General features: G+C 70.6%; 23 protein-coding genes. 10 read left to right on the forward strand and 13 right to left on the reverse strand.

The window, feature by feature from the left end; translation table 11 throughout:
* Positions 1 to 23: 23 nt before the first annotated feature.
* Positions 24 to 1919, reverse strand: a complete 1896-nt coding sequence (gene dxs, locus Ate02nite_RS05460; protein WP_203799822.1) for a 1-deoxy-D-xylulose-5-phosphate synthase — start codon at positions 1917 to 1919, stop codon at positions 24 to 26.
* 115 nt (positions 1920 to 2034) lie between these two features.
* Between dxs and Ate02nite_RS05465 the strand changes: the two genes are divergently transcribed.
* The 4 genes from Ate02nite_RS05465 (at position 2035) to Ate02nite_RS05480 (ending at position 4846) form a co-directional block, all read left to right on the forward strand.
* Positions 2035 to 2892: a bifunctional 5,10-methylenetetrahydrofolate dehydrogenase/5,10-methenyltetrahydrofolate cyclohydrolase gene (locus Ate02nite_RS05465; protein ID WP_203799824.1), complete on the forward strand. Its 858-nt coding sequence runs from the start codon at positions 2035 to 2037 to the stop codon at positions 2890 to 2892.
* A gap of 141 nt (positions 2893 to 3033) precedes the next feature.
* Positions 3034 to 3372 carry a PadR family transcriptional regulator gene (locus Ate02nite_RS05470; protein WP_203799831.1) on the forward strand — a complete coding sequence of 113 codons (339 nt, stop codon included), beginning with the start codon at positions 3034 to 3036 and terminating at the stop codon, positions 3370 to 3372.
* A complete protein-coding gene (locus Ate02nite_RS05475; protein WP_239147138.1) occupies positions 3369 to 4175 on the forward strand; it encodes an ABC transporter ATP-binding protein in 807 nt (268 codons plus the stop codon). The genes Ate02nite_RS05470 and Ate02nite_RS05475 overlap by 4 nt, the downstream gene beginning before the upstream one ends.
* Positions 4172 to 4846 (forward strand): hypothetical protein, encoded by a 675-nt coding sequence (locus Ate02nite_RS05480; protein WP_203799834.1) that lies wholly within the window; start codon positions 4172 to 4174, stop codon positions 4844 to 4846. Before Ate02nite_RS05475 ends, Ate02nite_RS05480 begins: the two co-directional genes overlap by 4 nt.
* Here Ate02nite_RS05480 and Ate02nite_RS05485 read toward each other — a convergent pair.
* Both Ate02nite_RS05485 and Ate02nite_RS05490 read right to left on the reverse strand, forming a co-directional pair.
* Positions 4843 to 6135, reverse strand: coding sequence for a class I SAM-dependent RNA methyltransferase (locus tag Ate02nite_RS05485; protein ID WP_203799837.1), 1293 nt, complete (start codon positions 6133 to 6135; stop codon positions 4843 to 4845). The genes Ate02nite_RS05480 and Ate02nite_RS05485 overlap by 4 nt on opposite strands.
* Positions 6132 to 8168 carry an APC family permease gene (locus Ate02nite_RS05490; RefSeq protein ID WP_239147139.1) on the reverse strand — a complete coding sequence of 679 codons (2037 nt, stop codon included), beginning with the start codon at positions 8166 to 8168 and terminating at the stop codon, positions 6132 to 6134. The genes Ate02nite_RS05485 and Ate02nite_RS05490 overlap by 4 nt, the downstream gene beginning before the upstream one ends.
* Before the next feature lie 113 nt (positions 8169 to 8281).
* Between Ate02nite_RS05490 and Ate02nite_RS05495 the strand changes: the two genes are divergently transcribed.
* Positions 8282 to 8947: a potassium channel family protein gene (locus Ate02nite_RS05495; protein WP_203799843.1), complete on the forward strand. Its 666-nt coding sequence runs from the start codon at positions 8282 to 8284 to the stop codon at positions 8945 to 8947.
* The gene (locus tag Ate02nite_RS05500; RefSeq protein ID WP_203799970.1) at positions 8944 to 9630 is read left to right on the forward strand and encodes a potassium channel family protein; all 687 of its coding nucleotides are present in this window, start codon (positions 8944 to 8946) and stop codon (positions 9628 to 9630) included. The genes Ate02nite_RS05495 and Ate02nite_RS05500 overlap by 4 nt, the downstream gene beginning before the upstream one ends.
* Here the strand turns inward: Ate02nite_RS05500 and Ate02nite_RS05505 are convergent.
* The 4 genes from Ate02nite_RS05505 to dut all read right to left on the reverse strand — a co-directional run bounded on the left by Ate02nite_RS05505 (position 9619) and on the right by dut (position 12009).
* A complete protein-coding gene (locus Ate02nite_RS05505) occupies positions 9619 to 10374 on the reverse strand; it encodes a DUF3159 domain-containing protein (RefSeq protein ID WP_203799845.1) in 756 nt (251 codons plus the stop codon). The two genes, Ate02nite_RS05500 and Ate02nite_RS05505, sit on opposite strands and share 12 nt — an antisense overlap.
* Positions 10371 to 10748 (reverse strand): OB-fold nucleic acid binding domain-containing protein, encoded by a 378-nt coding sequence (locus Ate02nite_RS05510; protein ID WP_203799848.1) that lies wholly within the window; start codon positions 10746 to 10748, stop codon positions 10371 to 10373. Before Ate02nite_RS05510 ends, Ate02nite_RS05505 begins: the two co-directional genes overlap by 4 nt.
* A 108-nt stretch (positions 10749 to 10856) precedes the next feature.
* Positions 10857 to 11540: a DUF3710 domain-containing protein gene (locus Ate02nite_RS05515; RefSeq protein WP_203799850.1), complete on the reverse strand. Its 684-nt coding sequence runs from the start codon at positions 11538 to 11540 to the stop codon at positions 10857 to 10859.
* Positions 11527 to 12009 carry a dUTP diphosphatase gene (dut, locus tag Ate02nite_RS05520; protein ID WP_203799851.1) on the reverse strand — a complete coding sequence of 161 codons (483 nt, stop codon included), beginning with the start codon at positions 12007 to 12009 and terminating at the stop codon, positions 11527 to 11529. The genes Ate02nite_RS05515 and dut overlap by 14 nt, the downstream gene beginning before the upstream one ends.
* A 93-nt stretch (positions 12010 to 12102) precedes the next feature.
* On the opposite strand from dut, the gene Ate02nite_RS05525 reads away from it, so the two are divergent.
* Positions 12103 to 12588: a DUF3093 domain-containing protein gene (locus tag Ate02nite_RS05525; protein ID WP_203799853.1), complete on the forward strand. Its 486-nt coding sequence runs from the start codon at positions 12103 to 12105 to the stop codon at positions 12586 to 12588.
* Here Ate02nite_RS05525 and Ate02nite_RS05530 read toward each other — a convergent pair.
* A complete protein-coding gene (locus Ate02nite_RS05530) occupies positions 12575 to 13366 on the reverse strand; it encodes a hypothetical protein (protein WP_239147140.1) in 792 nt (263 codons plus the stop codon). The two genes, Ate02nite_RS05525 and Ate02nite_RS05530, sit on opposite strands and share 14 nt — an antisense overlap.
* A gap of 138 nt (positions 13367 to 13504) precedes the next feature.
* Positions 13505 to 13801, reverse strand: a complete 297-nt coding sequence (locus Ate02nite_RS05535) for a DUF4193 domain-containing protein (RefSeq protein WP_030434033.1) — start codon at positions 13799 to 13801, stop codon at positions 13505 to 13507.
* Positions 13802 to 14129: 328 nt separating this feature from the next.
* On the opposite strand from Ate02nite_RS05535, the gene Ate02nite_RS05540 reads away from it, so the two are divergent.
* Positions 14130 to 14675, forward strand: a complete 546-nt coding sequence (locus tag Ate02nite_RS05540; protein ID WP_203799855.1) for a LytR C-terminal domain-containing protein — start codon at positions 14130 to 14132, stop codon at positions 14673 to 14675.
* Here Ate02nite_RS05540 and Ate02nite_RS05545 read toward each other — a convergent pair.
* Positions 14672 to 15493 (reverse strand): inositol monophosphatase family protein, encoded by an 822-nt coding sequence (locus Ate02nite_RS05545; RefSeq protein WP_203799857.1) that lies wholly within the window; start codon positions 15491 to 15493, stop codon positions 14672 to 14674. The genes Ate02nite_RS05540 and Ate02nite_RS05545 overlap by 4 nt on opposite strands.
* A gap of 257 nt (positions 15494 to 15750) precedes the next feature.
* On the opposite strand from Ate02nite_RS05545, the gene Ate02nite_RS05550 reads away from it, so the two are divergent.
* Positions 15751 to 17292 (forward strand): RNA polymerase sigma factor, encoded by a 1542-nt coding sequence (locus tag Ate02nite_RS05550; RefSeq protein ID WP_203799859.1) that lies wholly within the window; start codon positions 15751 to 15753, stop codon positions 17290 to 17292.
* Between the two features lie 244 nt (positions 17293 to 17536).
* Positions 17537 to 17776 (forward strand): DUF7455 domain-containing protein, encoded by a 240-nt coding sequence (locus Ate02nite_RS05555; protein ID WP_203799863.1) that lies wholly within the window; start codon positions 17537 to 17539, stop codon positions 17774 to 17776.
* 53 nt (positions 17777 to 17829) lie between these two features.
* Here Ate02nite_RS05555 and Ate02nite_RS05560 read toward each other — a convergent pair whose 3' ends face one another.
* From Ate02nite_RS05560 to Ate02nite_RS05570, 3 genes are read right to left on the reverse strand one after another with little or no spacing between them, the layout of a single operon-like run.
* The gene (locus tag Ate02nite_RS05560; RefSeq protein WP_203799866.1) at positions 17830 to 18072 is read right to left on the reverse strand and encodes a helix-turn-helix transcriptional regulator; all 243 of its coding nucleotides are present in this window, start codon (positions 18070 to 18072) and stop codon (positions 17830 to 17832) included.
* Complete coding sequence (locus tag Ate02nite_RS05565; RefSeq protein WP_203799869.1) at positions 18072 to 18563, reverse strand: hypothetical protein; 492 nt, start codon at positions 18561 to 18563, stop codon at positions 18072 to 18074. Before Ate02nite_RS05565 ends, Ate02nite_RS05560 begins: the two co-directional genes overlap by 1 nt.
* A gap of 55 nt (positions 18564 to 18618) precedes the next feature.
* A complete protein-coding gene (locus tag Ate02nite_RS05570) occupies positions 18619 to 20343 on the reverse strand; it encodes a DEAD/DEAH box helicase (protein WP_203799872.1) in 1725 nt (574 codons plus the stop codon).
* Positions 20344 to 20376 lie beyond the last annotated feature (33 nt).

The following is a 20376-nucleotide window of genomic DNA, read 5'->3' on the forward strand; positions in this document are numbered from 1 at the left end:
CACCGCAGTCCCGTTATCTACCGTTATGCGACTTCTATTGAGGCATCGTCCATTCGGGACACCCACTCGGTGATGTCCCGGGCGATGTCCTGCGCGGTAAGGCCGAGCGAAGCGAGGATCTCCGACCGGCTGCCGTGCGGGTGGAACCCGACCGGCACCCCGAAATCGCGCAGCGGTACTTCCACCGCCGCGTCCCGCAGAGCGCTCGCCACCGCGTCGCCGACCCCGCCGGCCCGCACCCCGTCCTCCAGGGTGACCACCCGGCGGTGCTGCCCGGCCAGGCCGATCAGCTCGATCGGCACCGGCCGCACCCAGCGCGGGTCGACCACGGTGACGCCATAGCCCTGCCCGGCCAGCCGCTCGGCGACCTCGAGGCCGAGCCCGGCGAACGAGCCGACCGCCACCAGCAGCACGTCCTTGCGGTCGTCGTCGCGCAGCACGTCGACCTGGCCGAGCCGGCGCACGGCCGGGGTGTCGGCCGCGACCGAGCCGGTCGGGAACCGCACGATGGTCGGGCCGTCGTCGATCGCGACCGCCTCGCGCAGCTCCTCGCGCAGCGTGGCGGCGTCCCGCGGAGCGGCGATCCGCAGGCCCGGCACCACGCCGAACACACTCATGTCCCAGATGCCGTAGTGACTCGGCCCGTCCGGCCCGGTGATGCCGGCCCGGTCCAGCACGAAGGTCACCGGCAGCTCGTGCATCGCGACGTCCAGCAGCACCTGGTCGAACGCCCGGTTGAGGAAGGTGGCGTAGACCGCGACCACCGGGTGCAGCCCGCCCATCGCCAGGCCGGCCGCGCTGGTGGCGGCGTGCTGCTCGGCGATGCCGACGTCGTACGCCCGATCCGGATATTTCGCGGCAAGCTGGGCTATGCCGGTGGGCTCGGCCATGGCCGCCGTGATGCCCACCACGTCGATCCGCTCATCGGCGATCTTCACCAGCTCGTCGGCGAAGACATGCGTCCACTTGAGCGACGGCGCCGCCAGCAGCTTGCCGGTCTCGGCGTCGAAGCTGCCGGGGCCGTGGAACCGGTCGGCCTCGTCCTGCTCGGCCGGGCGGTAGCCGAAGCCCTTGCGGGTCACCGCGTGCACGATGACCGGCGCGTTGTAGCCCTTGGCCCGGCGCAGCGCCGACTCCATCGCGACGATGTCGTGGCCGTCGATCGGGCCGATGTATTTGATGCCGAGGTCCTCGAACATCGGCTGCGGGCTGACCGCGTCCTTGATGCCCTTCTTGACCGCGTGCAGCACCTCGAAGGCCGGTTTGCCCACCACCGGGGTCGAGCCGAGCGCGTTCTTCACCAGGTCGAGCACCCGCTCGTAACCCGGGTTGAGCCGCAGCGTGGACAGGTGGTCGGCCAGGCCGCCGATCGTCGGCGCATAGGACCGGCCGTTGTCGTTCACGACAATGACCAGGCGGTTCTTCGCGGCGGCGATGTTGTTGAGCGCCTCCCAGCACATGCCGCCGGTGAGCGCGCCGTCGCCGACCACGGCCACCGTGTGCCGGTCTTCTCCGCGCAGCGCGAACGCCTTGGAGATGCCGTCGGCGTAGGACAGCGCGGTGGACGCGTGCGAGTTCTCGATGAGGTCGTGCTCGCTCTCGGCCCGCGAGGGGTAGCCGGAGAGCCCGCCACGCTGGCGCAGCCGGTCGAAGCCGTCCTGCCGGCCGGTCACGATCTTGTGAACGTAGGCCTGGTGGCCGGTGTCGAACAGGACCCGGTCGCGCGGCGACTCGAAGACCCGGTGCAGGGCCAGGGTGGTCTCGACCACACCGAGGTTGGGGCCGAGGTGGCCGCCGGTGCGGGAAACCTTGGCCACGAGGAAGTCACGGATCTCGGCGGCCAGCTGGGTCAGCTGCTCGGTGGTGAGGCGTTTGAGGTCACCGGGACAGGTGATGGACGCCAGCAGGGCTTCGCTCATGAGCGTGAAGTCTATCGGCGACACACCATGCCGCACGCCACGCGAACGGCCAGTGCGACGTCCTACACACAACCTGCACAGAGCTGAGACCGGATCGTAAGGCAAGCTTGCTGGCATGACCGCCCGTCTTCTTCCCGGCGCTCCGGTCGCCGAGGCCGTGCTCGCCGACGTGACCGCCCGCGCCGCCCGTCTCCGCGAGGCCGGCGTAGTGCCCAGCCTCGCCACCATCCTGGTCGGCGACGACGACGCCAGCGCCGGCTACATCCGGATCAAGCAGCGGCAGGCCGCCGAGCTCGGCTTCGAGTCACCGCACCGGCACCTGCCCGCCGACGCGACCCAGGCCGAGTTGCACGAGGTCATCGCCGGTTTCAACACCGACAAGACCGTGCACGGCGTGCTGATCCAATACCCGATCCCCGGCCACCTCGACTACGACGCCGCGCTGCAGACGCTCGACCCCGACAAGGACGTCGACGGCATGCACCCGCTCAACATGGGCCGGCTCGCGGTCGGTCTGCCCGGCCCGCTCCCCTGCACCCCCGCGGGCATCGAGGCGCTGCTGGCCCACCACGAGATCCCGGTGGCCGGTCGGGAGGTGGTCATCCTGGGCCGAGGCGCCACGCTGGGCCGCCCGCTGGCCATGCTGCTGGCCCAGAAACGCCCCACGGCCAATGCCGCGGTAACCGTCGTACACACCGGCGTAGCGGACTGGCCGCGCTACACCCAGCGCGCCGAGATCCTGATCGCCGCGGCCGGCGTCCCCGGCATCATCCAGCCCGAACACGTCAAACCGGGCGCCGTCGTGATCGGCGCGGGCGTCCGCTACGAGGGCCGCCGCCTGCTCCCCGACGTCGACGAGGCCTGCGCCGAGGTAGCCGGCGCGATCACCCCGCGCGTCGGCGGGGTAGGCCCCACCACCGTCGCGATGCTTTTCCGAAACGCCATCCAGGCGGCCGAGCGAACGCTTCTTTAAAAGTACGGCCACCGCAGAGTCCCAGATCCACCGCGCCGGCCAGGCGCGCCACCCAGGCCGCCACGCGCCTTTCGCGCGTGGCGGTCCGCCGGGCTCAAACCCACTAGTAAGGCTGCCTGCTTAACAGTTAGCCTACCTAGCATGGTGGTGTCCCGCCCGTGGTTGCACGGGTTCCTCGATCTGTGCCTGCTCGCGATGCTGCGGGAGAAACCCGACTACGGCTACGGCCTGGCCCAGCGCCTGGCCGCGGCCGGCGTCGCCGACGTGCCCGGCGGCACCCTCTACCCGGCCCTGTTGCGGCTGGAGCAGCAGGGCCTGGCCGAGCCGAGCTGGGGCCCGTCCGAGTCCGGCCCCCGCCGCAAGTACTACGCGGTAACCCCGGCCGGTCGCGCCGAACTCGACACCCAGGTCAGCGAGTGGCAGCGCTTCCGCACCGGTATCGACGCCCTGATCGTGGCCGGGGCGGAGAACCCACGGTGACCGGCTGGGATTCCCGGTTCGAGACCGAGCTGCTCCGGCTCGGCGTGCAGCCCGGCCGGGCCCGGCAGCTCGCCGAGGAGACGGCCCAGCAGGCCGCCGAGTGCGCGGCCGCGCCGGACAGCCTGTTCGGGCCGGCCCACCTCTACGCCCGGCACCTGCTGTCCGAGCTCAAGACCGCGGCCGTGCCGCTCGGCGGCGCGAAGGGCCCGGTCCGGCTACGGCTCACCGGCGTCGGCAAGCGCTACCGGCGCCGCACGGTCCTCGACGGGGTAAACCTGACCGTCCGGGCCGGCGAGGTCGCCGCCATCGTCGGCGCCAACGGCTGCGGCAAGTCCACCCTGCTGCGCATCTGCGCCGGCCTCACCCGGCCCACCAGCGGCAGCGTGCAGCGCACGCGCCGGGTCGGTTTCGTCCCGCAGGACGCCGGCACGGCCGACTGGCTCACCGCCGACGAGCACTTCACCCTGTTCGGCGCGGCCGCCGGGATGGCTCCGCGCCGAGCCCGCTCGACGGGCGAGCACCTGGCCGCCCGGCTGGCCTGGCGCCCGACGAAGTCGCAGCCCACCCAGCACCTGTCCGGCGGCACCCGGCAGAAGCTCAACCTGGTGCTGGGCGAGTTGCACGCCCCCGACCTGCTCCTGCTGGACGAGCCCTACCAGGGCTTCGACCAGGGCACCTACCTGGACTTCTGGCAGCAGGTGCACAGCTGGCGAGACGCCGGCCGCGCGGTAGTGGTGGTAACCCACCTGCTGCACGACCTCCAGCACGTAGACCACGTGCACGACCTGGGAGCGGCCCAATGACCGCGCTGGTGGTGGCGGCCCTGTCCGCCCGCGAGGTGAGCCGCCGGCGCACCGCGCTGCTGCTGGTGATCACCCTGCCGCTCTGGTTCTACCTGGTCCGCCGCGACCAGACCGGCCAGTCGGTGCGGATGCTGACGCTCGGCATCGGCTGGGCGGTCTCCACCCTCACCCTGTTCGTGGTGAACGCCTCCCGCGGCGTCGACCCCCGCCTGCGGCTGAGCGGCGCCTCGACGGCCGCGGTGATCGGCGGCCGGCTGCTCGCGATGACCGGCGGCGGGGTGATCCTGGCCCTCGGCTACTGGGTGCTGACGGCGCTGGATCAAGACCTGGACCGCCCGGCCGCGGTGGCCCTGATCATGGTCCTGGCCGCGGTCCTGGCGGCGCCGCTGGGCGGTCTGGTCGCCGCGCTCCTGCCCCGCGAGCTGGAGGGCGCCCTGGCCCTGCTCAGCATCTGCGCGGTCCAGATGCTCGCCGACCCGGCCGGCCTGGTCGCCAAGCTGATGCCGTTCTGGTCGGCCCGCGAGATCGGCACCTACGCGATCGACGCGACCGCCCCCGACTACCTCTGGCGAGGTCTGGCCCACGCCGCCGTGACCTGGCTGATCTGCGCCGGCGGCACCTGGGCGATCTTCGCCTGGCGCCTGCGCCTCCCCCGCTACCCCGAGCCCTAGGCGGGCTCGAAGAGGGCCACGCACTCGATGTGCTGGGTCATCGGGAAGCAGTCGAAGGCGCGCAGCGTGGTGAGCTGCCAGCCCAGGTCGCGGAAGGTGGCGACGTCGCGGGCCAGCGCCGCGGGGTCGCACGCCACGTAGGCGACCGCGCGCGGCCGCGCCTCGGCGATGCCGCGGACCACCCGGGCCCCCGCTCCGGCCCGCGGCGGGTCGAGGACGACCAGGTCGACCGGGCCGGTGACCCGGCGGCGCTGCAGGGCGGTCTCCACCCGGGCCTCGACGACCTCGATGGTGGGCAGGTCGGTGAGGTTGGCGCGGGCCGCGGCGCAGCCCAGCGGGGAGGACTCGACCACGGTGGTGCGGGCCCCGGTGCGCGCGGCCACGGCCGCGGCGAACAGGCCGGCCCCGCCGTACAGGTCCCAGGCCGTCTCGCCGGCGGCCGGCCGGAGAAGTTCGACGACGGTCGCGGTGAGCGTCTCGGCGGCGGCCGGGTGGACCTGCCAGAAACCCTCCGGCGGTACGCCCCACTCGCGCCCGCCCGCCACCTCGGTCACCTCGGCCGGGCCGGACACCCGGACCCGGCCACCGTGCGCGGCCGCGTCGGTCGGGTCGTCGACCGGCAGGGCACCCTCGCCGGCCGGGCGGACCAGCACGGCCACGTCGCCGCCGGTCGACGCGGTCGCCTCGATCGCGTCGGCGTCCGGCCAGTCGTGGGTGAGCACGTCGAGGTCCTGGATCGCGGCGTGCGCGATCCGGCAGCGATCGACCGGCACCACCTGGTGCGACCGGTGCTGCAGGAGCCCGGGACGACCCGCCGCGTCCACCGCGTACCGGACCCGGCTGCGCCAGCCGAGCAGCCGATCCGGCTCGGACCCGGTGGGACGGGACGGCGATGCGGCTTCTGGCAACGGCTCCACGCGTACCGAAAAATCGGGCAGACCGGCCAACCGCCGGAGCTGTTCCCGGACGACGTCGCCCTTCCACCGCAGCTGCGCGTCGCTTGCGACGTGCTGCAGGTCACACCCGCCGCAACCGCCGGGATGAGCGTAGGGGCACGGGGGTTTCACCCGATCGGGCGACGGCTCGAGGATCTCGACCGCGTCGGCCCGCAGATAGCCCTTGTGCCGCTCGGTGATCTCGGCGGTGACCCGTTCGCCGGGAAGCGCGTGCCGGACGAAGAAGACCCGGTTGTCCCGTCGCGCTACGCAATGGCCGCCGTGCGCGGGCGCACCCACGGTGAGCTCGACGCGGTCACCCTCGACGAGGTCGAGGCTGGGATCGGAGATCATGTGCGGGCTTCCTCGTCCTCGATCGGCGGCTGTTCGACTTCCGCGCGGATCCGCGGACCGCGCTTGGGCGCCCGGCTGAGGGTGCGGTCGAGGCGGTCGAGGTCGCGGTCCTGACTCGAGCGCAGCTGCCACGGCACGCTCGTCACCATCACGCCCGGCTCGAAGAGCAGGCGGCCCTTGATCCGCAGCGCGCTCTGGTTGTGCAGCAGGTTCTCCCACCAGCGGCCGACCACGTACTCCGGCACGAAGACGGTGACCACGTCGCGCGGGGAGCCGCGGCGGATGCCCTTGACGAAGTCGATGATCGGCCGGGTGATCTCCCGGTAGGGCGAGTCGACGACGGTGAGCGGCACCGGGATCTGCCGGCGCTCCCACTCGTCCTGGATCCGCCGGGTGTCCTTGTCGTCGACGTTGACGGTGACCGCGGTGAGCGTGTCCGGCCGGGTCGCCTGGGCGTAGGCCACCGCCCGCAGGGTGGGCAGGTGCACCTTGCTGACCAGCACGACCGCGTGGTTGCGGCTGGGCAGCACCGGCCGCTCGTCGGTCGGCTCCAGCTCCTGCGCCACCCGGGTGTAGTGCTTGCGGATGCCCAGCATCAGCACGTAGAGGAACACCATCGCGGCGATCGCGATCCACGCGCCGAGCAGGAACTTCGTCACCAGCACGACGATCAGCACGGCACCGGTGAGGCCCATACCGAACGCGTTGATCGCCCGGGAGCGTTTCATCCGGCTACGGCGGGACGGGTCACGCTGGGTGCGCAACAGCCGGTTCCAATGTCGGATCATGCCGCCCTGGGACAGCGTGAACGACACGAAAACGCCCACGATGTAGAGCTGGATGAGCCGGGTGGTCTCCGCCTGGAACGCCACCACCAGCACGATCGCGGCCACCGCCAGCAGCACGATGCCGTTGGAGAAGGCCAGCCGGTCGCCCCGGGTGTGCAGCTGGCGGGGCAGGTACCGGTCCTGGGCGAGGATCGAGCCGAGCACCGGGAAGCCGTTGAAGGCGGTGTTCGCGGCCAGGAACAGGATCAGGGCGGTGACCGCGCCGGTCGCGTAGAGCAGGAACGAGCCCGCCCCGAAGACCGTCTCGGCCAGCTGCGCGGTGACCGTCTTCTGGTCGTACCCGGGCGGGCCGGAGATGATCTGGGTGGCCTGGTCCTCGACGTACTGCAGGTGGGTCAGCCGGGCCAGCACCACGATGCCGACCAGCATGACGATCGCGATGCCGCCCAGCAGCATCAGCGTGGTGGCGGCGTTCTTGCTCTTCGGCGGCTTGAAGGCGGGCACGCCGTTGGAGATGGCCTCGACGCCGGTCAGCGCCGCACAGCCCGAGGAGAACGTCCGTAACAGCAGGTAGGCGAACCCGAAGCTGGTCAGATGGTCGTCCTCGGCGGTGATCACCAGGCCCGCGCTGGGTGCCTGCAGATCCTGGCCGAGGATGAACTCCCGGAACATCCCGGTCAAGATCATTAAGAGAATCAGAGCGATGAACGCGTACGTCGGGATGGCGAACGCGGTGCCCGATTCCCGCAGGCCGCGCAGGTTGAGCGCGGTCAGGATGGCGATCGCGGCGATCGCGAACGGCACCTTGTGCTCGGCCACGAACGGCACCACCGAGCCGAGGTTGTTCACCCCGGACGAGGTCGACACGGCCACCGTGAGGATGTAGTCGACAAGCAGCGCGCTGCCTACCCCCAGCCCGGCCCGCGGACCGAGGTTGACCGTGGCCACCTCGTAGTCACCGCCACCGGACGGGTAGGCGTGCACGTTCTGCCGATAGCTCGCCACCACCGTGATCATCACGACCGCGACGGCCAGGGTGATCCACGGCGAGATGATGAAGGCACCGGCGCCGGCGATCGAAAGGGTCAGCAGGATCTCGTCGGGCGCGTAGGCCACGCTCGACAGCGCGTCGCTGGCGAACACGGGCAGGGCGATCCGCTTGGGCAGCAAAGTGTGCTGCAACTTGTCGGAGCGGAACGGTCTGCCCAGTAGCAGCCGCTTGGCGAGGGAGGTCGAACTGGCCACGAGTGCCAAGGGTACGGGCGTGCACGTCACGATGTATCCCGCCCCGGGCGCCGTCCATCGCACGCGCATGGCACGCTCATCGTCGTGAGCATTGATCCGGAAGGGCGCAACACGTGCACGTGGTGATCATGGGGTGTGGCCGGCTCGGCTCCACGCTCGCCCAGAAGCTCGAGGAACGGGGCCACTCGGTCGCGGTCATCGATCAGAATTCGGACGCCTTCCGCCGTCTCGGCTCCGATTTCGGCGGCACCACGGTGACCGGCATCGGCTTCGACCGGGACGTGCTTCGCTCGGCCGGCATCGAGCGGGCCGACGCCTTCGCGGCCGTGTCCAGCGGCGACAACTCCAACATCATCTCGGCCCGGCTGGCCCGCGAGACGTTCGGCGTCTCCCGGGTGGTGGCCCGCATCTACGACGCCCGCCGCGCCCAGGTCTACGAGCGGCTCGGCATCCCCACGGTGGCCACCATCCGGTGGGCCGCCGACCGGATGTTCCGGCACCTGGTGCCCGAGGGCACCGTCGAGGTGTTCCGCGACCCGACAAGCGTGGTCTCCATCGTCGAGGTCCAGTTGCACCGCGACTGGGTTGGCCGCACGCTCAAGTCGCTGGAGGACGAGACCGGCGCCCGGGTGGCCTACCTGATGCGCTTCGGGATGGGCACGCTGGGCACCCCGTCGACCGTCATCCAGGACGGTGACCAGGTCTTCATGCTGGTCACCGACGACACCGTCGCCGACGTACTGGATCTGGCCGCGGGCTCGCAAAGAGAAGGGCACTGACCATGCGGATCGCCATCGCCGGGGCCGGCAACGTAGGTCGGTCGATCGCGCAGGAGCTGATCGGCAACGGCCACCGGGTCATGCTGATCGAGCGGCAGCCCCGCCAGCTGAAGCCGGAGCGGGTGCCGGAGGCCGAGTGGGTGCTGGCCGACGCCTGCGAGCTGTCCAGCCTCGAGGAGGCCGACGTGGCCGGCTGCGACGTCGTGGTGGCCGCCACCGGCGACGACAAGGCCAACCTGGTGGTGTCGCTGCTCGCCAAGACCGAGTTCGCGGTGCCGCGGGTGGTGGCCCGGGTCAACCGGGCCGAGAACGAGTGGCTGTTCACCGAGCAGTGGGGTGTCGACGTCTCGGTCAGCAAGCCGCGCCTGATGGCCGCCCTGGTCGAGGAGGCGGTCACGGTCGGCGACCTGGTCCGGCTGATGACGTTCCGGCAGGGCGAGGCCAACCTGGTCGAGATCACCCTGCCCCGGCACGCGCCGTACGAGGGGAAGCCGGTGCGCAGTGTGCCGCTGCCCCGGGACGCGGCCCTGGTGGCGATCCTGCGCGGCAAGCGCGTGCTGGTGCCGACGCCCGACGACCCGCTGGAGGCCGGCGACGAGCTGATCTTCGTCTGCACCAGCGAGGTGGAGGATCAGATCCGCGCGGTCGTGCTGGGCAGCGAGAGCCGCGAGCTAGGCGACTGACGAGGTCTTCTGCTCGGTGGTGATCCGGTGGATCACCCAGGCGGTGAAGGCGAACGTGGCGGCGTAGATCGGCCAGCTGATCAGGATGCGGACGATGCCGAGTGCGTTCGCCTCGTCCTGCGCGTACAGGTAGTACTGAATTCCGGCGCGCAGGCTCAGCGAGACCACCCAGACCAGGGTGAGCCACTGGAACGCGCGGAACAGCCGGGCGTTGCCGAACCAGTCCTGATGCCCCTTGTTGGCCATGATCCCCCAGGCGTAACCGATCAGGGGTTTCCGGACGACCACCGAGAGCAGCAGCACCGCGGCCTGCCCGAAGGTCAGCAGGATGCCGGGCAGGTAGAAATTCTTGGCGTCGCCGGTGCGCCAGGCCAGGTAGGCACCGACCGCGATGCCGAACAGGCCGTTGATCGCGTGCCGGACCGGCTCCTTGTTGATCAGCCGGTAGACGCCGATCCCGACCGCGGACAACACCGAGCCGGCGATCGCCCAGTACAGCGCGGTCTTCTTGTCGAGGCCGGCGACGGCGTCCCCGAGCAGGACGTTGAGCAGGACGAACGCCAGAACGGGAAGGCTCGACTCGATGAGTCCGCGGACGCCGCCCAGCTGCTCGGCGATCTGTTCGCTCATCGAGGGAAGCGGTTCCTCGACCTCCTGGAGATCGAGTTCCTCGATGACCTCCTCGGCGAGCCGTTCTTCCACGGTTTCGTGCGCGGCGTGACGCGGCTCGTTGCCGGGTGTCACCGGGGCGCCTCCAGCTCGTAGTACGGGTTGTAGATGACCTTACGGTCGTCCCGGATGGCAATCCGGCCACGCGCCATGAGCTGCCGCCCCGGTTCGATGCCGGCGATCGACCGGCGGCCCAGGAAGACCAACGTGACCACGTCGCTGCCGTCGTAGAGGTCGGCCTCCAGCGTCGGCAGGTTGGTTCGAGGAGTGTACGCCACCGTGCGCAGTCGCCCGGACACCGAGACAACCTGGCCGCGACTGCACTCGCCGGCCGGCTTCGCGCCGCACTTGGCGCTCTCCCGCTGCAGGTGCTCGGCGTCGAGCTCGGAATCGGTGGCGGTCAGCTGCTTGAAGAATCGGCGCAGACCAGTGCGCTCGTCGGTCGACATGACCCTCTCCTCGACCCGCCGTGGGGATGGACGGCACAGTTTGCGCATGTGCCGTCCATCCACGGTACGCCGGAATCGCTGCCGGTGACCTCCGTCACCGGCCCGGAGTTACTGCGGCGCTCCGTTGGCCCCGGGTGGTCCCGCCTGCGCGGCCTCGGCCTGAGCCTGCTCGGTCATCTCCTTGGGCAGCTGCAGCGGCAGCGCCTCACGGACCGGACGAGCCTCCTGGTCACGAACCACGACCAGACCGGAGAGCACCTCGGCGAGCGCGCCCTCCCGGCCCGGGTCGGCCGCGGCCGCGCCCTGGTACAGGGCGCGGACCATCCAGCGCGGGCCGTCCACCCCGACGAACCGGACGTCGGCCGGCCCGTCCGGGGTGTTGACCCGGGCGATCAGCTCGATTCCGTACGGTCCGGTGGTCTCGCGGGCGGCCACCCCGTCGGCCGTCATGGCCTCGGCGATCTCGGCGCGCACCTCGTCCCAGATGCCTTCGCTCTTCGGCGCCGCGAAGACGCCGAGCTGCAGCGCGCTCTCGCCGTCGACGAGCACGATCTGCTCGACGCCGCCCTCCGGGTTGGCCTGGACCCGGACCTCGACGCCCTCGATCGCGGGGATCTGCAGGCTGCCCAGGTCGAGCCGCTGCACGCCGTCCGGGGCGTGCCGGGAGTCCCACGGGCCTTGGTCGGGGGCCGGCGGTTCGTCGTCGGCCGCGAGGCTGCGCTCAAGCGCCTCCGACGGGGGTGCGTCGGTCGCACGCACGTGCTTCGGACCGCCGCGCTTACGGGAGAACATCCTTGCCACCTTCCGAACTCAAAGACTGGTGCCCGCCGGTCGACCCGGTGCCGCCGATGCCGCGTGCGGTGTCGTCGAGGGAGTCGACCACGTGGAAAACAGCTCGCTCCACCCGCTGGACGACCAGCTGGGCGATGCGGTCGCCGCGAGAGATCTTCACTGTCGTCGCCCGATCGTGATTGACCAGGATCACCAGAATTTCGCCGCGGTAGCCGGCGTCGACCGTACCGGGCGCGTTGAGGACGGTCACACCCAGCCGAGCGGCCAGCCCGGAGCGCGGGTGCACGAGCCCGACGTAGCCGTCCGGGATGGCCACGGCGATGCCGGTGCGCACCGCCGCACGGCCGCCCGGAACGAGCTCGGCGTCCTCGGCCGCGACCAGATCGGCGCCCGCGTCGCCGGGGTGCGAGTAGGCCGGCAGCGGCAGGTCAGGGTCGAGTCGGCGGATCGGAATGACTACATCGGTCAAGACAAGCTTCCTCACTGATGCATCGGCGGGGCGGGAACCAACCCTGCCATCCTGCCGTGCCCGGCCACGGAGGCGCGCCGTACCCTTCCCAGGGTGACACCGGAGTCCCCCGCGCGCACCACGACACCGGCCGCTTACACCGAACGGCTACGGCTGACCTGGCCGGCCTGGGTGGGCGCGCTGGTGGTCGACCTGATCGTCGGCTTCGAGCTGCTGATCGGCTTCGAAGGCATGCCCGCGTGGCAGCCGTTCGCCGTGCTGCTGCCGCTCACCGCGGCCGGGCTGCTCTGGGTGAGCCGGATCCGGGTGGTGGTGACGGCCGACGAACTGCTTGTCGACGACGCCCGCCTGCCGCTGTCGGTGATCTCGGACGTGGTGGCGCTCGACGCGGCCGGCAAGCGGGAGGCGCTCGGTGTGGGCGCGCACCCGCTCGCCTTCATCATTCAGCGGCCGTGGATCGGGCCGGCCGTGCAGGTGCTGCTGGACGACCCGGCCGACCCCACGCCGTTCTGGGTGATCAGCACCCGCCGCCCGGTGGAGCTGGCGACCGCGCTGCTGAACGCCGCTAACCTTCGATGATCTTGGGGCGCGCGCGCCTCAGGTCCTTCCGCACGTGCTCGCCCAGCGAGTGGGTCGCCCGCCGGTTCAGGAAGCCGGCCACCGCCGCACCGGTCAGCAGCGGCCCCAGCGTGCTCAGGCTGCGCCCGAACCGGCGCAGCAGGGTCTTCTGCAGGTCGCGGCGCGCGGCCGTGCCCAGCACCGCTCCGACGCCGACCCCGGGCAGCAGCGGGTTGACGCCCCGCTGACCGGACCAGGCCTGGATCAGGGACAGCGCGCGCTGCCCCGGGCTGCCCACGACCGGCCGTCCGTAGACCTCGTGCAGCTCGCCCAGCAGCTTCAGCTCGATCGCGACCACCGCCACCGTCTCGGCGGCCAGCAGGATGGGCGCGGACAGCAGGGTGGGCGGAGCGACCCACTCGACGGCGGCAACACCGCCGCCGACCGCGCCGACCCCGGCCGTGGCCCGGGCCGCGTTCCGGATCAGGCGCTCGGCCAGATCGTCCTCGTCGAGGCCCGGAAAATGCCGGTGCAGGGTGGCTTTGTCCCGAATCGGGACGTGTGGAGCCACGTCGGTGACCACGTCGGCCATCCAGCGCAGCGCGGCCCGCGGCCGGAACAGCTGGCCCAGCCCACGCCGGCGGATGTCACCCACCAGTCGCCCGAGTAGCTCCCGGCGGCCGGCCGGCTCCAGGTCGTCGGCGGTCAGCGCGGCAACCGTACGGCTCAGCTCGGTGTCGTTCGGTTCCGGCGGCTCGCCCCCGGCGCCGTTGGCCTCGAGGTGGTCCGGGTGGCTCATCGTCGTCCTCCCGTCGTGCGTCGCATCGGCTCGGGTGCCTGATGCCCGATGGTGTCCCCTTCTCAAACTAGGGAACGCCCGCACGCCCGACCGCTCCGCGGCGGCCGGGTGGTGGCGCGCCTGCGCGCGAGTGCCCGATCAGGCACACTCGCGGCAGATCAGCTCCCCGTTGCGCTCCGCGGCCAGCTGGCTGCGGTGGTGCACCAGGAAACAGCGGGCACAGCGGAACTCGTCGGACTGCATGGGCAGAACCTTGACGGTCAGTTCCTCGTCGGCCAGGTCGGCGCCGGGCAGCTCGAAGCTCTCCGCCACCTCGACCTCGTCGACGTCCACTGAGCCCGACTGCGAGTCAGCTCGACGGGCTTTGAGCTCCTCGAGGCTGTCCTCGCCGAGGTCGACCTCATCGCGACGCGGGGCGTCGTAGTCGGTGGCCATCGGTTTTCACTCTCCTGTATCGATGTGTCACTTGGCGTTAGTAACGCCTGTGACGAGGTTTCGGTTCCCGCATCCGCCGGACGATTTCTGACACTTGTGCTGACCTGACGAAACTGCCCCGGTGAGCGCGGAACCATACCGCCGTAGCGGCATGCTTGTACGCGTACAGGCGGCCCATTGTTCCCGATGTGACCGAGGCGACATCAAGGTAGGGGCACAACGCTCTGGATCATCGTCGGCGCGCCGGAACGATTCCCTGTTTCCGCACGCCTGGCGCACAGACGCTAACCTCTCGACAGATCCCGCCACCCGATCTGGAGCCAGCCCCATGAGTTTTGCCCGCGTCCGAGCGCTCGTCGTCGTCGGCGTGCTCGCCGTGGCCGCGGTCGTCTTCGTGATCACGGCCCTGGTCCGCGACACCCAGGGTGGTGCGGCGGCCGGTGAGGACTGCCCGGCGGGCGCCCCGCTCGCCGACGTTACCCTCCCGGACGATCCGGCCGAGGTCACCGTGAAGGTATACAACGGCACGAACACCGCCGGGTTGGCCGACAGCGTCACCAACGAGTTCAAAAACCGGCGCTTCACCGTGCAGAAGCCGGCCGAGAGCAAGACGAAGTTCAAGGGCGTCGCGCTCATCCGGTTCGGTCCGGACAGCGTCGGCCGCGCCCAGCTGCTCCGGGCGTACTTCCTGGCCCAGTCGAAGATGGAATACAACGCCAAGCGCAAGGGCACCCTCATCGACATCGTCATCGGCAGCCAGTTCCGGCAGCTCGCGACGACCACCGAGGTCAACCAGTCGCTGGTCGAGGTCGGCGAGCCGACCCTGCCGCCGGGTTCCTGCCTCAAGCCGGCCAAGAAGAGCGACGACTCCTAGGCGCCACCGGAGGCGTCCAGTTCGACCAGGAGGTCGTGCAGGGGGCCGAACAGGGCCGGTGGGGCCGCCACGACCATGTCGAGCCCGGGCGGGGCCCCCTGGAGGCCGGCTACCGTCGCGCCCGCCTCGGTCGCGATCAGGCCGCCGGCCGCGTGGTCCCACGGATTGAGACCCTTCTCGAAGTACGCGTCGAGCAGTCCCTCGCCGACCGCACACAGATCCAGGGCGGCCGCCCCGAATCGCCGGATGTCACGCACCTGGGTGATCAACTGGGCCAGCACGGCACCCTGGTGAGCGCGCCGCTTGGCGTCGTAGCCGAAGCCGGTGCCGACCAGCGACTGGGCCAGGTCGGTGGCGTCCGAGCAGCGCAGCCGCCGGCCGTCGCGCCAGGCGCCGCCGCCCCGGGTCGCGGTCCACTCGTCGCCGGTCGCCGCGTTGATCACCACGCCGGCCTGCACCACGCCGTCGACCTCGGCGGCCAGCGAGACCGCGTACTGCGGGAGGCCGTAGAGGTAGTTCACCGTTCCGTCGATCGGGTCGAGGATCCAGCGCACCGGCGATCCGGGCTCGGAAGCCGTGTCGCCGTACTCCTCGCCGAGCACGCCGTCACCCGGGCGCGCCGAACGCAACGCGTTGATCACTTGGCGTTCGACGGCTCGATCGGCCGCCGTCACGACATCGGTGCGGGTGCTCTTGGTCTGGACGTCGGTGATCGCCTCGGCCCGCATCCGGCGCGCGGTTTCCGCGGCCGTACGCGCTATCGGCAGCGCTATCTCCAGCAACTCGCCCGCCGTCGATGCCGCCCGAATCTCACTCACTTGTCCGCCCTTTCGCCGTTACCATCATCGCGCCGGGCGTCTCCGGCGAGGTCGGCGACCCCCTTGCGGCGTGCTGCGGCGGGAGGATCTGATCGGACGGCGCTACAATTCACCCCTGCCCACGTTTTCGCGAACGTCCGAAGCTCCGATCGTCCGCGTCCCGGGGGCTCCCCACACCAACACCGGCCAGCCTCTTCGCCGTGCGCTGTGCTGGGCTCATGGCCGTGCACAACCTCATCGCCTCCGGAAGGTCATTCGTGACAGAAGCCCACCAGAACGGTGCCGACGTTCGTTCTCTCACCGAGGCCCTGATCGCCCATGCACAGGGCGCGGGCGGGCAGCTCACGTCGGCTGAGGTCGCTCGCACGCTCGAGTCCGCCCAGGTGAACCCGGCACAGGCGAAGAAGATCCTGCGCGGTCTCGTCGACGCCGACATCACCGTGGTCGTGGACGGGTCGGCCAGCACCCGCCGTCCCAAGGTCTCGGCGGCCCGTGCCGCCACGCCCGCATCGAAGGCCACCACCGCCAAGGCCGCACCGGCCAAGAAGGCGGCCCCGCCCAAGCAGGTCACCGCGGAGGGCGAGGCGACAGCGGCCAAGGCCGCCGCGCCGGCGAAGCGGACGGCTCCGGCCAAGAAAGCCGCGGCCGGTCCGGCCAAGAAGGCGGCCCCGGGCAAGCCCGGCGAGGGCCCGGAGGACGGCGAGATCTCCCCCGAGGAGCTCGCCGCCGAGATCGAGGACGTCGTCGTCGAGGAGCCGGCCGCCATGGTGGCCGCCGCCGCGACCGACGCCGCGAGTTCCGCGACCGACGGCGACTTCGAGTGGGACGACGAGGAGTCGGAAGCACTCAAGCAGGCCCGGCGGGACGCCGAGCTGACCGCCTCGGCCGACTCGGTCCGCGCCTACCTCAAGCAGATCGGCAAGGTCCCGCTGCTCAACGCCGAGCAGGAGGTCGAGCTGGCCAAGCGCATCGAGGCCGGGCTCTACGCGGCCGAGCGGCTGCGCGCCTCCGAGGAGGGCGAGGAGAAGCTCGAGCGGACGATGGAGCGCGACCTGCGCTGGATCGGCCGCGACGGCGAGCGGGCCAAGAACCACCTGCTCGAGGCCAACCTGCGTCTGGTGGTGTCGCTGGCCAAGCGCTACACCGGCCGTGGCATGGCCTTCCTCGACCTCATCCAAGAGGGCAACCTCGGCCTGATCCGCGCGGTCGAGAAGTTCGACTACACCAAGGGCTACAAGTTCTCCACGTACGCGACGTGGTGGATCCGCCAGGCCATCACCCGGGCCATGGCCGACCAGGCCCGCACCATCCGCATCCCGGTGCACATGGTGGAAGTGATCAACAAACTGGGCCGCATACAGCGTGAGCTGCTCCAGGACCTGGGTCGCGAGCCCACTCCGGAAGAGCTGGCCAAGGAGATGGACATCACTCCGGAGAAGGTTCTGGAGATCCAGCAGTACGCTCGCGAGCCGATCTCGCTCGACCAGACGATCGGCGACGAGGGCGACAGCCAGCTGGGCGACTTCATCGAGGACTCCGAGGCGGTCGTCGCCGTCGACGCGGTCTCTTTCTCGCTTCTGCAGGACCAGCTGCAGCAGGTGCTGCAGACGCTCTCCGAGCGCGAGGCCGGCGTGGTCCGGCTGCGCTTCGGCCTTACCGACGGCCAGCCGCGCACGCTGGACGAGATCGGTCAGGTCTACGGGGTCACCCGGGAGCGCATCCGGCAGATCGAGTCGAAGACCATGTCGAAATTGCGACACCCGTCGCGGTCTCAGGTCCTTCGCGACTACCTGGATTAAGTCGTTCAGTCAACACAACGTGTCTGTTTGGTCACCACTCGTACATCGTCGGGTGGTGATCAGACCGTTGTGTAGAAGTGATCGTTGACGTGGCACCCTTGGATCACGGCACACTAGTCGGAACACGTGTGACCTCGGTCCCCCCGGGGCACTGTGGGAAGGCTGCAACGGTGCAGGGTGTTGCACGATGTGTGAGCAGTAGCCGAGGAACATGTTCATCGGTGACGAACAGAGGAGGAAGGCGATGACCCCGACCCTCACGCCGCCGGCGGGAAGTCTGGCCGGCACAGCAGCCGATGAACGGTGCGACCGCTGCAATGCAGCCGGAAAGCTCCGTTTGACTCTGGCTGGTGGAAGTGAGCTGGTGTTCTGCGGACACCACGCCAACCGGTATGCCGAAGACCTGGTGAAGATCGCAGTGCAGTACGCGGCGGATCCGGAGTTCACGTGGCGCGGCGCGGACATGATGTCTAACTCCAACTAGATCCCCCGAAGTAGACGTACGAAAGGGGCGCCCCGGGTGTGGGGGCGCCCCTTTCATGTCTCCGTTCCCCAGAGGTCCTCGACGCTGACCCCGAGTGCCCGGGCCACCTTGATGGCCAGGTAGACCGAGGGTGCGTAATCGCCGGTCTCCATCGCGATGATGGTCTGCCGGCTGACCGCCACCGCCGCCGACAGGCCCTGCTGGGTGAGGCCGGCCTCCTTGCGGGCGGCCCGGATGCGCGTCCCCGCCGCACCGTCGGTCTCCGCGGCCCGCACCGGGCCGGACGGTGGCGCCATCAGTCCTCGTCCCCGGCCAGCGCCTCGAGCCGGTTGCGCCGCCGGATCTTGACGTTGGTGATCACCACCGTGCAGACGGCGCCGACGACCCCGCCCACGATCGCGCCGATCCAGGTCTCGCCGTCGGGGTCCCACGCATACATCGCGCCGACCACGAAGCCCAGGTACGGCACGGTGGTCAGCACGAGCAGCACGACGCGCTTGGCGCCCCACCCGCGCGGGGTGGTGTCGACCTTGCGGCGCAACACGTACAGCTGGCTGAGCATCAACGGCACCCAGTAAAGCGCCATGACGACCGCGAGCGGCACCACTGAAGGCTTACCCAGCGACCACACCATGATCGCCGCCGCCCACGGGATGAGCAGGGTCTGCAGCGAGGAAGCCGCGGTGATCCCCTCATACCACCGGAGACGCTCCCGCTCGTCGCCGTACAGGTCGCCGTCGAGATCCAGATTCCACCGCACCACGCGGTCGAGCACGTCCGTCGTCATGCGTCCATCCTGACGTCAAGAGTTCTTGACGTCAAGAGGACTTAACATTGCGAGCTCAGAGGGTCTGGATCGTCGCGATCCGCTCCTCGAGCTGCTCGATGGTGGCCTGGGCACTGGGCGGGCCGCCGCAGAGCCGGCGGAGTTCCGCGTGGATCTTGCCGTGCGGCAGGTTGGTGCGGTGGTGGTGCGCGGCGACAAGGGTGTTCAGCTGGCGCCGGAGGCTGTTACGACGCTCCCCGGCGGACATCGGCACGACTTCCGGTTTTCGGGGCTCCGGGACCGGCTCAGCGGCTTTCTGCCGCTTCTGAGCGGTGAGCTGCTCGGTCTGCCGGCGGTTGAGCAGCATGGTCACCTCGTCCGGCGTCAGCAGGCCGGGCAGCCCGAGGTAGGCCGCCTCCTCGGCGGTGCCGCTGAGCGCACCGGTGCCGAACGAGGTGCCGTCGTAGATGACCTGGTCCAGCTCGGCGCTCGCGGACAGCGCCTCGAACTGCTTCTCCAGGTCGCCGGACGCGTCCTCCGCACGCTGCGCCTTCTCGAGCAGGTCGTCGTCCAGCCCGTCCTTCTCCTTGGGGGCGCCGAGGATGTGGTCGCGCTGCGCCTCCATCTCGCTGGCCAGCCCGAGCAGGTGCGGCACGCTGGGCAGGAACACGGTGGCCGTCTCGCCGGGCAGCCGGGACCGCACGAAGCGGCCGATCGCCTGGGCGAAGTACAGCGGGGTCGAGGCACTGGTGGCGTAGACGCCGACGGACAGGCGCGGGATGTCGACGCCCTCGGACACCATCCGGACGGCCACCATCCAGCGCTGGTCCGACTCGGCGAACGAGGCGATCCGGCCGGAGGAGCCGTCGTCGTCGGAGAGCACCACCACGGCCGGCTCGCCGGTGATCTCGTGCAGCAGTTTCGCGTACGCCCGGGCGGTTTGCTGGTCGCTCGCGATCACCAGGCCGCCGGCATCGGCGATGCCGGCCGACCGCAGCTTGGACAGCCGGGCGTCGGCGGCCCGCAGCACCTGCGGCATCCAGCCGCCGCGGTGATCCAGCGCGGTGCGCCAGGCCTGGGCGATCAGGTCCTTGGTCATCGGCTCGCCGAGCCGGGCCGCGAGCTCGTCGCCGGCGTTGGTGCGCCAGCGGGTCTCCCCCGAGTACGCCATGAAGAGCACCGGCCGCACGACCCCGTCGCGCAGCGCGTCGGAGTAGCCGTAGACCGAGTCGGCCCGGGACCGCTGCAGCCCGTCGTTGCCGCGCTCGTAGGTGACGAACGGGATCGGGTTGTCGTCCGAGCGGAACGGGGTGCCGGTGAGCATCAGCCGCCGCTCGGCCTCGTCGAACGCCGACTTGACCCCGTCACCCCAGGTGCGCGAGTCGCCGGCGTGGTGGATCTCGTCGAGGATGACGAAGGTGGACCGGGTCATCGTGCGCCGGCGGTGCACCTGCGGGGCCATGCCGACCTGGGCGTAGGTGAGCACGGCACCGTGGAAGTCGCGGGACGAGTGCACGTCCGAGTTGCGGAACATCGGGTCGAGCTGGATGCCGACCCGGGCCGCGGCGTTCGCCCACTGGGTCTTCAGGTGCTCGGTGGGGCAGACCACGGTGACCGCCTCGACGGTGCCGTGCGCGAGCAGCTCGGCCGCGATGCGCAGGGCGAACGTGGTCTTGCCGGCACCCGGCGTGGCCACGGCCATGAAGTCCTGACCGGGTCGGCGAAGGTAGGTCACCAGAGCCTTGCGCTGCCAGTCACGCAGCGCCGGAAAGGTATCGAGGTTAGGTAAAGGCGGGCTCACGCGCGGAAAGGTCCCCTTCAACAAAATCGCCCC

This window comes from Paractinoplanes tereljensis, assembly GCF_016862435.1.
Lineage (GTDB): Bacteria > Actinomycetota > Actinomycetes > Mycobacteriales > Micromonosporaceae > Actinoplanes > Actinoplanes tereljensis.